The 13962-nt window shown below is 39.2% G+C and carries 12 protein-coding genes; 1 reads left to right on the forward strand and 11 read right to left on the reverse strand.

From position 1 onward, the window contains the following. Positions 1-280: 280 nt before the first annotated feature. The 10 genes from HMJ38_RS23295 to HMJ38_RS23340 form a co-directional block, all read right to left on the reverse strand. Complete coding sequence (locus HMJ38_RS23295; protein ID WP_194976855.1) at positions 281-1297, reverse strand: gliding motility protein GldB-related protein; 1017 nt, start codon at positions 1295-1297, stop codon at positions 281-283. A gap of 212 nt (positions 1298-1509) precedes the next feature. Then, positions 1510-2847: an argininosuccinate lyase gene (argH, locus tag HMJ38_RS23300; RefSeq protein WP_194976856.1), complete on the reverse strand. Its 1338-nt coding sequence runs from the start codon at positions 2845-2847 to the stop codon at positions 1510-1512. A gap of 251 nt (positions 2848-3098) precedes the next feature. Beyond that, complete coding sequence (locus HMJ38_RS23305) at positions 3099-4178, reverse strand: M20 family metallo-hydrolase (protein WP_194976857.1); 1080 nt, start codon at positions 4176-4178, stop codon at positions 3099-3101. 98 nt (positions 4179-4276) lie between these two features. After that, positions 4277-5077 carry an acetylglutamate kinase gene (gene argB / locus HMJ38_RS23310; protein WP_194976858.1) on the reverse strand — a complete coding sequence of 267 codons (801 nt, stop codon included), beginning with the start codon at positions 5075-5077 and terminating at the stop codon, positions 4277-4279. Positions 5078-5108: 31 nt separating this feature from the next. Continuing rightward, positions 5109-6053, reverse strand: coding sequence for a Rossmann-fold NAD(P)-binding domain-containing protein (locus HMJ38_RS23315; protein ID WP_194976859.1), 945 nt, complete (start codon positions 6051-6053; stop codon positions 5109-5111). 41 nt (positions 6054-6094) lie between these two features. Next, positions 6095-7225 carry an aspartate aminotransferase family protein gene (locus HMJ38_RS23320; protein WP_194976860.1) on the reverse strand — a complete coding sequence of 377 codons (1131 nt, stop codon included), beginning with the start codon at positions 7223-7225 and terminating at the stop codon, positions 6095-6097. 10 nt (positions 7226-7235) lie between these two features. Further along, a complete protein-coding gene (argC, locus tag HMJ38_RS23325) occupies positions 7236-8204 on the reverse strand; it encodes an N-acetyl-gamma-glutamyl-phosphate reductase (protein ID WP_194976861.1) in 969 nt (322 codons plus the stop codon). Beyond that, positions 8191-9387, reverse strand: a complete 1197-nt coding sequence (gene argG, locus HMJ38_RS23330) for an argininosuccinate synthase (protein ID WP_194976862.1) — start codon at positions 9385-9387, stop codon at positions 8191-8193. The genes argC and argG overlap by 14 nt, the downstream gene beginning before the upstream one ends. A 53-nt stretch (positions 9388-9440) precedes the next feature. After that, complete coding sequence (locus HMJ38_RS23335; protein WP_194976863.1) at positions 9441-10118, reverse strand: GNAT family N-acetyltransferase; 678 nt, start codon at positions 10116-10118, stop codon at positions 9441-9443. Between the two features lie 424 nt (positions 10119-10542). Next, complete coding sequence (locus HMJ38_RS23340; protein WP_194976864.1) at positions 10543-11808, reverse strand: aminotransferase class V-fold PLP-dependent enzyme; 1266 nt, start codon at positions 11806-11808, stop codon at positions 10543-10545. 92 nt (positions 11809-11900) lie between these two features. Between HMJ38_RS23340 and HMJ38_RS23345 the strand changes: the two genes are divergently transcribed. Continuing rightward, positions 11901-12971 carry a Fic family protein gene (locus tag HMJ38_RS23345; RefSeq protein ID WP_194976865.1) on the forward strand — a complete coding sequence of 357 codons (1071 nt, stop codon included), beginning with the start codon at positions 11901-11903 and terminating at the stop codon, positions 12969-12971. 81 nt (positions 12972-13052) lie between these two features. On the opposite strand, the gene HMJ38_RS23350 is transcribed toward HMJ38_RS23345, so the two are convergent. Continuing rightward, entirely contained in the window at positions 13053-13745 is a 693-nt protein-coding gene (locus HMJ38_RS23350) for a hypothetical protein (RefSeq protein WP_194976866.1), read from the reverse strand. Positions 13746-13962 lie beyond the last annotated feature (217 nt).

Here is a 13962-nt window from a genome sequence, read left to right on the forward strand (position 1 = left end):
CTTGAGCCTACAGAAAGTAGGAGTTCTCACGAGTTGGTGAAGGGCCGAACCCCGAGGAAGTCGGGGCAGGCTGTATTGTGAAGTGAAAATTCGATAAGGAGTGCCGATAGCTATCGGCATAGCCTTATCTTAAAAGTAGCGGAAAGAGGTTGCTGGTGTAAAGAGCGGCGGCCTTATGCTTTACGAACCGCCGTATACGAGACCCATACGTACAGTGGTGTGAGAGCCTCAACCTGAGCCAATTGGCTCAGGTCGGGCTACTCGATTGCCCGCAGTAATTTTATTTAAAATACTCGCTTTCTCTCAGTATATGTCTTACTGGTGTTGAATAAACATCTTCCCACTTTTTGCCATCATTTTTTTTCAGCCATTCCTCTATAATTCTATATCCTAGAAAATAGCCAATATCCCCTGGTGACCCCTCAAGTATTCGATTTGGTATTTTTTCGCTGTAAGGGTTCCAATCCTCTTCTTTAGTACTAAAGATTACTTTTCTGAATTTTTCTTTTAATTCAGCTTCGTTATTCTCCAGCCAATTATATTCATCTTTGGTCATGTTGAATGCAGTAAACTTGTCTACATCCATCATTTTCATACTAAACAGATTGGCAAAACCTTCATCAATTGCGTTATATAGTAAGGTATTATTATCAGGGTCAGCTTTTTTAGCGGTCTCAAAAAAGTTGTGATTTATCTCATGCGCTATTACTACCTTAAGAAGGTTAGGGTTTTTATAATAGCTATTGTAAGTATTTCCTAACATCGTAGCGTTATCACAACCACACATAATGCAACCTGCATCTTCGAAAAAGCCAATCACATATTTGCCTTCAAATTTAATAACGGATTTTTCGGCAATTTTTTTCATTGTATTGATGATAGTTGAATCAAGATTTATCTTTTCAAATGTTTTAGTTAATTGAATTAAGCTATCGGATCGTTGCTTTAGGGCATTAGAATATTTATCTGCGAATGAATTTTGGTCATATCCTAAACAGTAGCTAAACAGCCTTTCGTTTGGCACATAAATTCTATCAATAACCATTTTACGTAATTGTAAACTGTCATAAGAAGTAGAGGCTATCTGTCTTTGTAGTTTGTACAACAAGGTCACAGAAGCATCTCCAATTGAAAAGATGTATTGGCTGTTTTGAGTTAAGGGTTTAGTGATAGCATCTTTATGTGCTTTATGGCTTTGGTTACAAGACGATTGAAAAAATATCAATGATAAGCAAAACAATAAATATGTAGAAAAATTCATTCTGATGTTTAAATGAGTAGTTAGGCCTATTTTCATAGCTTCATAATTCAGTTTTTATTGCGGGCAACGGTTTGCTATCAACAATTATTGATGATAGCATACCATTCTGGGTTGCTATCACTAATATTGTTGATATTTCAATTATAAAACTAAAGATATTCTTTAAATATCCAGTTTGTCCACAAGACTTATATTTGACCAAAGTACTTCGCGCATACATTGAATAAGGCATCTGAAGTTGTCAGATTTTATCCATTAACCAACTTTTCAAGCGCAGCCCCAACTTTCTCAAACTCAAACCTACCCAGCGACTGTTCCATTTTCTCCCTTATTTCCTCCGAACAAAGATTGCCTATACTTCCCTCATGGGTATGAGCGACTTTTTCTTGGTTGGGCTGGAAATCGTTTTTTTCTATTGCATAGCCTACCTGTTTGTAGGCATCCCTAAATGGTACGCCTTTCAGGACAAGGTCATTGACCTCTTCTACGCTGAATACATGTTTATAAAATGGGTCTTTAAGAATATTTTCTTTTACCTTGATTTCTTGGAGCATAAATGTACTCATGCGGATACAGTCCAATAAGGTCTCGATTCCGGGGAAAATAGCTTCTTTCAACAATTGCAGGTCCCGATGGTAGCCGGTGGTCATATTGGTCAATAATAAGGTGACCGTATTTGGAATAGACTGGATCTGATTGGTTTTGGCTCGGATCAGTTCAAAGACATCCGGATTTTTTTTGTGGGGCATGATGCTGCTTCCTGTGGTCAGGTCATCCGGAAAGGATATAAACCCAAAATGCTGGTTCATAAAAATACATACGTCTGCAGCCAATTTGTTCAGTGTTCCTGCTATCCCCGATAAGGCAAAAGCAATGTTTTTCTCCGTCTTTCCCCGGCTGTTCTGCGCATTGATGACATTGTGGTGAAGATCTTCGAATCCCAATAATTGGGTGGTCAGCGTTCTGTCCAAAGGAAAAGAGGAACCATAGCCCGCAGCAGAGCCCAAAGGGTTTTTGTTGGCAAGGTGATAAGCGGCCAACATCAGTTCCAAGTCTTCAGAAAGCCCTTCGGCAAATGACCCAAACCACAAACCAAAGGAGGATGGCATGGCCAGTTGGGTATGGGTATAGCCCGGCATCAGGTTGTTTTGGTGTTTTTCAGAAAGCTTAATCAATAGGTTGAACAATTCTTCTGTCGCCTCAATGATTTCCCTGATGGCAGCCCTGTAGTATAATTTGAGGTCAACTAGAACCTGATCATTTCTCGATCTTCCACTGTGCAATTTCTTGCCCACATCTCCATATCTTTTCGTAAGGAGAAATTCAACCTGGGAATGTACATCTTCAACCCCATCTTCAATCTGAAACTGCCCCTTTTCTATTTCCAGGTAGATTTCCTTCAATCCGCCTTTCAAAGTTTTCAGTTCCTCAGCAGTCAACAATCCAATTTTCTCCAACATGATGGCATGTGCCATCGAACCCAATACATCAAAAGGCGCCAGAATCATGTCGAATTCAGGATCCCGTCCGATCGTGAATGATTCTACTTCTTTTTTGGAGCTGATGTCTTTTTGCCAGAGTTTCATGGGAGATTTAAGATTTTAGATTTTTGAGTTTAGATTTGAGGTTGCCAATAGCTAGAAGGATGAAGGATAAAGGTTAAAGATAAGGGATGAAGGATGAAAATGGGGTAAATATTTAATTTGTATTTACGCGATGATGTCAGTAAAATGGCAATTCAATATAAATTGTGGTAGGAAAAAGAAATTTTAGGAACATCATGGCCCTCCAACTGGCGAGGGTCCTGTCTCCCGTCTCCCGTCTCCCGTCTTCTGTCTTATTTGTATATGTATTCGCTTAATAATTCAATATAGCCCTCAATTCCGTTTTTGATTTCTTCCAAGTAGATGTATTCATCGGGGGTGTGGGAACGGGCGGAATCGCCGGGACCGATTTTGATGGATGGATAGGGTATGAGGGCTTGGTCGGATAGGGTAGGGCTGCCATATTGCTCCAATCCCAATTGATTTGCGACGCTGAGGATTTTATGTCCTTCGGGGACTTTGGAAGAATTCAGTCTTTTTGATCTTGGTTTTAAATCCGCTTTCAAAATGTTTTGCAGCTCTTCCAATACTTCATCCAAAGTATAGCTGTCTGTAACCCGAACATCCAAAGTATATTGACAGGTATCAGGAATCACGTTATGCTGTGAGCCAGCTTGAATAATAGTGGCTGTTGCCTTGGTTTTTCCCAAGAATGGGGACAATCTTTTGAATTGGTAATCTTTGATGGTGTTCAGATCGTCCAAAGCTTCATAAATGGCGTTCACCCCTTCCTCCCGAGCGGCATGTCCGGCTTTTCCTTTTACAGTGGCATCGATGACCATAAGGCCTTTTTCGGCTACAGCCATTTGCATCAAAGTAGGTTCTCCTACAATTGCCAATTCAAATACAGGAAGTTGGCCGAGAATGCTTTCAATTCCATTGGCCCCAGAAATCTCTTCCTCGGCTGTGGCTGCAAGGATGATGTTATAAGGGATTTCTTTGTTGTAAAAAAAGTTAAATACCGCAATCAAACTGACAAGGCATCCTCCCGCATCATTTGAACCCAAACCATATAATTTACCATCTTCAACGATGGCCTGATAAGGGTCTTTGGTGTAACCTGAATTGGGTTTGACGGTATCATGATGGGAATTTAGAAGAATGGAAGGTTTTTTGGCATCAAAAAACCTATTGAATGCCCAGATATTGTTACCGCTTTTCTGAAGTGGTATTCCCTCTGATTCCAAAAATTGCTGAATGATGTCTGCCGTATAGTTTTCCTGTTTGCTGATTGAAGGGGTCTCTATCAGTTCTTTCAATAATGCAAGTGCATCTTCAAATAGATCTTCAATATCAGGTTCTTTCAAATTCATTTTTTCAAGGACAGAAATAATCCGGATTATTTTGAGGTATTCGAAATATTGGTTGAAATTATATTGATCATTAAATATTTCAATAAGTATCTGCTTGGTCAAAAAATGTCAAATCGATGTTTTTCGATGGTTGTACCCGAGAGCTTTCCCTTGGCTGCCAAAAGAAGATTTTCTGCTTTTCCAATCCATACATGGTTCACACCTTTGTGAAGGGCAGCAAAAGCATTGTCTAATTTTGGGATCATTCCAGAATGGATGACTTCTTCTTTTCTCAATTCGGCATAGATGTCTTCATTGATCAGGGGAACAATCGAATTGTCATTTTTCTCATCAATCAGCACACCCGACTTATTGAAACAGAAATAAAGTTTAACGTCATGTTTTTTAGCCAAAGCGGTTGCCATTTCAGAGGCAATGCTATCTGCATTGGTGTTCAATAGCTGTCCCTTTTTGTCATGCGTAATGGCACTGACTACAGGTATGATATCTTCCGAAACCAAGTATGAGATAAGATCTACATTCACTTCCTTTATGTCACCGACAAAACCATAGTCAATGGTCTTGACAGGCCTTTTGGTGGAACGGATTAAATTTCCATCAGCTCCTGTCATTCCCAAGGCATTCTGTTTCAGGCCTTGGAGTTTGGCCACAATCTGCTTGTTGATCAATCCGGCATACACCATGGTAACGATATCCAGGGTATCTTTGTCTGTAATTCTTCTTCCATCCACCATTTGTGGCATGACGCCAAGATTTTCTCCAAATTTTGAGGCCATAACCCCTCCACCATGGACCAGGATTTTTTTTCCGGGAAATCTTGAAAATAAAAAAAGAAATTCATCCAACTTCTCAGGGAAGTCGATGACATTTCCACCGATTTTGATAATACTGATATTCATGATTTATAGGTTTGAGCGTGTTTTAATTTATTTAGCCTAAAATATGGCTAATAACCGCCTGTGCGGCATATATTCTGTTTTTTGCCTGTTCCTGAACCAGGCTTCTTGGGCTATCCAACAATTCATCAGATAGTTCAAGATTTCTTCTGACAGGAAGACAATGCATTATTTTGGCGTTTTTGGCTTTTTTCAAATGCTTTTCTTTTAGCATCCAAGAATTGTCTGTAGTGATGATTTTTCCATAGTCGTTGAAAGCAGACCAGTTTTTGACATAAACAAAGTCAGCATCCTCTAAGGCTTTTTTCTGATCATATTCAATGAGGGCACCTTGTGTAAATGCCTCATCGAGTTCGTAACCTTCAGGATGTGTAATTGTCAGGTCATGTCCGCAACCCAATGCCCATTCAGCAAAAGAATTGGCTACAGCATGAGGGATTGCTTTGATATGTGGTGCCCAGGATAAGACTACTTTTGGTTTGTTTTCTTTGGTCCAATTTTCCTGTATGGTGATCATATCTGCCAAACTTTGAAGCGGATGGCGAATAGCACTTTCTAAGCTGATAACAGGTTTTCCGGAATATTTGATAAATTGATTAAATACAAAATCATCAATGTCCTCTTGCTTATTGGTCAAACTGGGAAATGCCCTGACGGCCAGGATATCAAAATAGGTCCCTAAGACTGCGGCTGCATCTTTGATATGCTCTATGCTGCCTTTGTTCATGACTACACCTTCTTTCATTTCCAAAGCCCAACCTTCCTTGTCCATGTTCATGACAATAGCATCCATGCCCAACTGCTGTGCCGCTATCTGCGTACTTGCCCGTGTTCGGAGAGATGGATTTAAAAATATACAACCAATCCTTTTTCCTTCTCCTTTGGCTTTATCAATCCAAGGGGCTTCCTTGTATTGAAGTGCTTTTTGGATAAGTTTTTCGGATGTTGATTTATTTTCAAACTTTGTAAAGTTTTTCATCTTGATGCAAAAGTTGTCCTTTCTTGACAATCTTGGTTTAATTAACTCAATATTTTCTTTAAACTATCCAAAAACGAAGATAGTTCTTTCATTTCAATATTTAAAGGTGGTAGCAAACGAATGGTGTGTTTTCCTGCTGAACTGCCAGTAAATATTTTGTATTTGTTTACTAATTCAGAACGCACTGGTCCGGCCTCTCTTTCCAGATCAATCCCAATCATTAAACCCTTTCCCCGGACTTCCTTTACTCCCGGGATGCTTTTTAATTCTTGGATCAAAAACGCTCCCATTTGTTCAGCCTTTTCCATTAAGTTTTCTGACTCTATTACTTCCAATACGGCTAAGCCAGCAGTGCATGCCAAGTGATTACCTCCAAAAGTCGTTCCAAGTAAACCATAGGAGGCTTTGAAATCCGGGTGTATGAGCAAACCACCGATTGGGAATCCATTTCCCATTCCTTTGGCCATGGTGATCAGGTCAGGGACCAATCCCTCTACCCATTGATGGGCAAAGAACTTCCCTGTTCTTCCATATCCGGATTGGACTTCATCCAAAATGAGCTTTGCACCAAACTCTTTTGATAATTTGGAAATAGCAATCAGGAAATCCGGTTCAGGAATATGTATTCCCCCGACACCCTGAATGCCTTCTATGATAATGGCTGCGATATTTCCTTTTTCAAGTTGATTTCTTACGGCATTTAAATCCCCCCAAGGAAGGATATGAGCATCTTCTCTTTGATTGGAAGGGGCGATGATTTTGGCATTGTCGGTGAGTACGACTGCTCCGGAAGTTCTGCCGTGAAATGCGCCTGAAAAAGAAATCAAACCTGATCTACCTGTTGCAAATGAGGCCAATTTCAAAGCATTTTCGTTTGCTTCGGCACCTGAGTTGCACAGAAAGAGGTTGAATTCTTTGTAACCGGATAACTCACCCAATTTATTGGCCAAAAGTTTTTGAAGCGGTATTTGAACAGAATTGGAATAGAATGTAATTAGATCCAATTGCTCTTTCAACCGACTATTGAAATGAGGGTGACTGTGCCCGATTGAAATAACGGCATGTCCACCATAAAGGTCAAGGTATTCATCTCCTTTTTCATCCCACAGCTTAGCACCTAGTGCTTTTACCGGGGTTACATTCATTAAAGGATATACATCAAATAAATTCATGATCAGAAGTTTAAAAGGCGATGCTTTTGAGATTTAATCCGCTTGTCTCTTCCAAACCAAAAGCAAGGTTGAAATTTTGAACTGCTTGCCCTGAGGCACCTTTTAGCAGGTTGTCAATGGCGGAGTAAACCACTAATTGACCGTTTTCTACTTGGGTATGAACAATGCATTTATTGGTGTTTACAGCTTGTTTCATATCAATATCCTTTTCAGATACATGTGTGAAACGAGCATCTTTATAAAATTCCCTATAAACCTGAATGGCTTCTTCATTTGTTCCTGAAAATGGGAAATAGGCTGTGATCCAAATGCCTCGGGGAAAGTTGCCCCTGTAAGGAACAAACAGTAGATTTTGATCAAATTCGTTTTGCAATTGCCCAAAGGTCTGTTTTATTTCCTTGAGGTGTTGGTGATTAAAGAGCTTGTAAACAGACATGTTGGAGCTTCTGTAACTGAAATGCGAAGTCTCACTTAATTTTTTACCTGCACCGGTGCTTCCGGTGATTCCCGAAATATGGACATCATTCTTAACCCATCCCTTAGCAATTGCCGGAGCCAATGCCAATTGGATACCTGTCGCAAAGCAACCTGGATTGGCTATTTTTTTGGCAGACTGTATTTTGGATTTATTGACCTCGGGGAGACCGTATATAAAACCATTGCTTTCATCCCGGAAATCAGTACTCAGGTCGATAATGACTGTTTCTTTAGGAAAGGGATGAGTTTCCAAGAAGCCTTTCGCCTCACCATGGGGTAATCCCAAAAAGACGGCATCAATGCCCTCAGTCTCCACTTTATCCGTAAAAATCAAATCGGTGTCCCCGATCAGGTCAGGATGGGCATCAGTTACTCCTTTTCCTTTTTGGCTGTTGCTGTGCACATATACCAATTCACAATTGGGGTGATGCACCAATATTCTCAGCAATTCACCTCCTGTATATCCTGCGGCCCCAATGATGGCTGTTTTAATCTTCTTCATGGTGATTCACTTGATGAAAAATTGCAGTTTGGTTCCCTAGGATTCTGGTAAATCCTTTGACATCTTCTCCCGTATATCCTTTGTTCATTTCTCCATAACTACCAAATTTGGAAGCCATCAGGTCATGCTTGGATTCAATTCCGATCAATTGGAACCTGTAGGGGTGTAGCATCACCTTTACAGTTCCGCTTACAAACTCCTGTGTGCTTTCCAAGAAGGCTTCCAAATTTCTCATGACAGGATCTAAATAATGGCCTTCATGCAGGTGGTTTCCATAAAACTCGGATAATTGATTTTTCCAAAAAGTTTGCCATTTGGTCAAGGTATGTTTTTCCAACAGTTGGTGGCCTTTGATGATGATCAAAGCTGCGGCAGCTTCAAAACCCACTCGGCCTTTAATCCCAATGATGGTATCGCCCACGTGAACATCTCTACCGATACCGAACGGTGCCGCGATTTCCTGAATTTTTAAAATCGCGTCAACAGGGTTTTCATAGGTTTCTCCATTGACTGATTTGATTTCTCCTTTTTCAAATCCGATTTCCAATGCTTCACTGTCTGACTTTGAAACCTGAACAGGCCATGCACTTTCAGGAAGGGTTTGATTGGATGACAATGTTTCTTTTCCTCCAACAGAAGTTCCCCAAATTCCTTTGTTGATAGAGTAGGCGGCCTTTTCAAAATTCATGGAAATGCCATTCTTTTTGAGATAAGCGATTTCTTCTTCTCTGCTTAACTTCAGATCACGGATAGGAGTGATGATTTCAATATCAGGAACAATCGTCTGAAAAATCATATCGAATCGCACTTGGTCATTGCCTGCACCTGTACTGCCATGAGCGACGGATTTGGCTCCGATTTTCTTTGCGTACTCTGCTAAAGTTTTGGCCTGAAGGATTCTCTCGGCGCTGACAGATAGGGGGTAGGTTTGGTTTTTAAGTACATTTCCGAATACAAGGTATTTGAGAACTTCCTCATAATAAGTTTTGGTGACATCAAGAACTGTAAATGAAGCAATTCCCAAGCTATTTGCACGGGTTTCCACTTCCTGAAGTTCCTCGGTAGAAAACCCACCGGTATTGATCAATACAGCATGGACCTCATAACCCAGGTCTTTGGATAAATGCAAGGCACAAAAAGTGGTGTCCAATCCACCGCTGTAAGCTAATACTGTTTTTTTCATTTTAAATTTTTTTGAGCTACCATTAGGGTTGATTCCCTGAGATGGCTTTTGGTTTAAAATAGGCCGAAAGTTTTGTTTTTAGTCTTTGTGATATTGAGCATGACATATTTTTTCAATCTGGTCCAACGCTCAAATAATTTGATGTTTTTCTTAAAGTCTTTTCGAAGAGCAACATCTTGGGCTTTTGCTTTTTTGGATGGATCATACAGCATGGCCGTGCAAAGACAGTTTTGTCTGGCTTTGCTTTTGAGGATTTCAACGTTTACGCAGCTGTTGCAGCCTTTCCAGAATTCTTCATCATCAGTCAAATCAGAATAAGAAACAGGTATATAACCTAATCCTGAGTTGATCTTCATCACTGCCGCACCTGTAGTCAAACCAAATATTTTGGAATCCGGGAATTTTGTTTGGCTTAATTTGAATATTTCACTTTTGATCTGACTGGCCAATCCGAATTTACGGAACTGAGGCGCTACGATCAATCCTGAATTGGCCACAAATTTTCCATGACCCCAAGCCTCAATATAGCAAAATCCAGCCCATTCCCCTTTTTTGGTGGTAGCGATGACTGCTTTTCCCTCTTTCATTTTTGTTTTAATGTATTCAGGAGATCTTTTGGCTATACCTGTGCCACGTGCTTTTGCAGATTCTTCCATTTCCTGAGTAATGGTCTCTGCATAGTCACAGTCTTTTTCAGTTGCCGGTCTTATGATAAAGGAAGGATTTTCCATTTTGTCCAATTGGAAATAAATGAATGTTTAATGACCTTTTAAGTCAATTAATTATATGTGATTGTGCTATTGTAGGTTATCCGCATAGGACACCAAGGGGAATTACAGGGACATTGCCCTGAAACTGTTCCTGAACCTCCTCAATGGAGTTAAAAATGACATAGCAGCGCAAACCAAAGCTTGTAATGCAGTGGAATTTGATTGGAACGCTATGTTGTTGCTTTTTGACATTTAATTAGAAAACGTATGCAAATGTTACAAGGATTGAAATAAGATGCAAGGATTCTTGCTATTTATTTAGGTTTTGTATGCTAATTTTGGTTTAATGGTTATTTGGTTTTTGATAATTTGTTGTTGATTTTTTGGCCGTTTAAGTTTTGGTTAAAGGTTTTTTATTCTTGCATTAAAATTAAGTGAATCAAAATCAAGCCTTTGCCATTTCCTTTAAGGCATTTACAAATACATCCAATTCTTTTGGAGTGGTGTAAATATTCGGCGTGATTCTACAGCCAACCACCCCTGCATAATTAATGCCAACAGTGTAGATTTTATATTTGTCCATTAAGGTTTTCGCCATTTCATTAGGGTCCATTCCTTCAATGCCCACATTGGCAATCCCACATGACCTTGAAGGATCTTCAGGCGTATTCACTTTTATTCCAGGATAGTTTCTTACTTGGTCTGACCAATAGCGTTGGAGGTATCTTAACCTGGCTTCTTTTCTTTCTGCACCGACCATTTCAAAATAATCAAGTGCATCATTCACGGCCAAATCGGTTGCTACAGGATGGGTCCCGGTGTGGTTCAGATTTTTGATATTGGCATGATCCAATTCATAGGGAGCCAAGAGCGGCCATATTTTTTTGATTTTGTCTTTTTTGACATATAACAAACCTGAACCAAGTGGAACGCTGAGCCATTTGTGAAGACTACATGCATAGTAATCACAATTCAATTCATCGATTTTGAAATCAAAATGGGCAATACAATGAGCTCCGTCAAGCATGACATCTACTCCATGTCGATGTGCCATATCACATATTTTCTTTACAGGAAGGATCTGTCCTGTGATATTGACCATGTGGCTGACCATGATGAGTTTTGTATTTGGCCGAATGGCATCCTCATAGATTTTAACTACCTCTTCATCTGATTTGGGATGAAGGGGTACGTCTACAATTTTGTTGGTAATACCATGCCTTCTAGATGCCAATTCAAACATGTTTTTGATACTGCCATAGTCCTGTTCGGCAAATATGGCTTCATCTCCCTTTTCCCATGGAAAACCTGAAATAATGATGTCCAGAGATTCTGTGGCATTTCTAGTAATAGCAACTTCATCCGCTGTACCGCCAAATGTAGCAGCCAATCTTGCAGCAGCCTTGTCCTTGTTATCCCATTGAACAGTCCTGAAATACCATGACGCTTCATAATTGATTTCTCGGATATGATTGATGTAATTTTCGAGTGTTTCGGTTGGGATAAAGCAATAGTAACCATTTTCAAGATTGATGTAATCAGGTTTGAGCTTGTATCCCTGACGGATCTTCACCCAAAAATCTTCATCAGTGGCAAGGGTAGCAGCAGGAATATTTTCATAGACTTTTAAGCTTTCGGAAAATGCTCTAAATGATGCCGTAGAAGCAATTCCTGTAAAGGCCAAGTTTTTTAGAAAGGTTCTTTTGTCCATGATTTTAAATTGAAATGTAATATGAAAAAAAAAATCAAAATTGAAAAACCAAAAAAAATGACTAAATTTGTCAACAATAAATAAGTCAACTGATGAAAACCCTTTCAAAAATCCTTCTAGAAAAGAGAAATGAGCATGATTTGGTTGTAAGGACTGTTTCACAGCTTAGCGGTATAGATGCTGCCTTGATTTCAAAATTTGAAAAAGGTAGTAGAATTCCGACTGAGGATAATCTTAAGGCATTGTCAGAGGTTTTGCATGTTTCTTTCGAAGAATTGAGAAAAGCATGGCTTGTGGAGAAAGTTTACCAAATTCTACAATATGAAAATGATGCATCAGAAATTCTTGCATTGGCCGAATCCAGGGTGGAATATTTGATCAGTAATCAATCACTGATAATGAATAATCTTAGCGATGAGATTCAACAGAAATTAAGGATAATTGATGAATTAAAACAGGATTGGCAGAAAAGAAAGCCCTTGAATAAAACACAGCTTTTGAAAATGAAAGAATTCTTTCATGTTGCCTATACCTTCGAAAGTAACAGAATTGAAGGGAATACCCTTACTCTTCAGGAAACACATTTGGTGGTGAATGAAGGATTGACTATTGGGGGAAAGTCGATGAGGGAGCATTTGGAAGCAGTCAATCATGCTGAAGCGATAGATTATATGGAAAGCCTTGTAGCGGACCAAATGGACTATAGTCCAAGGATCCTTAATGAAATCCATTATTTGATTTTAAAAGGGATAGATCGTGAAAATGCCGGGAGATACAGGTCGGTTCCCGTCAGGATCTCTGGTAGTGAACATGTTCCACCGCAACCATACTTATTGGAAAAGCTGATGGAAGAATATTTCTTGCATTATGATAAGCAAAAAAGAAAGCTACATCCTATAATTTTGGCTTCAGAGATGCATGAAAGGTTGGTGAGTATTCATCCATTTATCGATGGGAATGGGCGAAGCAGTAGATTGATCATGAACCTGATTCTGCTGAAGCATGGCTACACAATTGCTAATCTAAAAGGAGATAATCTATCAAGGCTTACCTACTATAAAGCTTTGGAAGAGGTTCAGATTGATAATAACCCTGAGGCTTTCTATCACTTGGTGGCGGATTCAGTTAAGGATTCCTTGGAAAAGCATTTGGAGATGGTTTAAATCAACGAACCCCGATTAAAAAATGGGGTTCGTTTGGTGATGAAATGTTGATTAAAGCAATCATGTAGATTAAACCTTATTTTACTTTACTTCCACCATAATCTCTGCACAACGTTTGATTTTTGTTCGGAATTTGTAGTAAAGATTGGTGTTGTGTGTCTTATTAATGACAATCTTTTCGTCTGTTTTTGTGGCATTCTGAAGATCTTCAATACTGAATCCATCAAACCATTTGTCTGCATGGATGACAAATACCATCGACGAGTTATTTAAATTCCCATTGAAAATCTTCGGGGAGGGGGAATTGACCGTGTCGAATTTGAGATCAAATTTAAGGTCTGATTCGAAAAGTTCAACAATTACCGGAATGACATCACTTTCGGGAGTCACATAAGTTGCTTCCAAAAAAACAGAGGGATGTTCATCATAGTCAGCCATAAAAAACCTGAAATCAATGGCGTCATAGTTGCCTTCCGGAATGTTCAGAAAGAAATCCTCAGATTCGTCTCTAGTATCAAAGGCAACTTTTTTGATGGTGTTGTATTCGATTTCCAGATTCTTGCTAAACCGGCTGTTTTCATTGTGGCCTTTAACAGTCAGTTCCAGCTTCTTGATGAGCACCTTCCCCTCATGCATCACAAGGATAGGTTCTTTTTCTTCTAGTGGATTCTTTTTCAATGGAAAATTGTCCTTGATGATAAAAGACAAACCCACACTACCTTCTTCAAGTTGATTGGGTAAATTTTCAGGAGTATTGTATTGAATGATCAGCATAAGACTTACCAAAGGTTTTAAAAACGTTAAATAATCAGTTATGGTATTGTTATCGAAAAGAAATATCCTTAACCCGCTGTCAAAGAATATTTGTTGATTTTTTTAAAAGAATTGGTTCAATAATTATGCCGTATAATATTATTTTTTCTAGAATTAGTAATAAAAATAGAGTTTAGGTGATTAATTCCAAAAAATAAAATTCTTTAATATTTTTTCA

Origin of the sequence: Aquiflexum lacus (assembly GCF_015476655.1) — a bacterium.
Classification (GTDB): Bacteria; Bacteroidota; Bacteroidia; order Cytophagales; family Cyclobacteriaceae; genus Aquiflexum; species Aquiflexum lacus.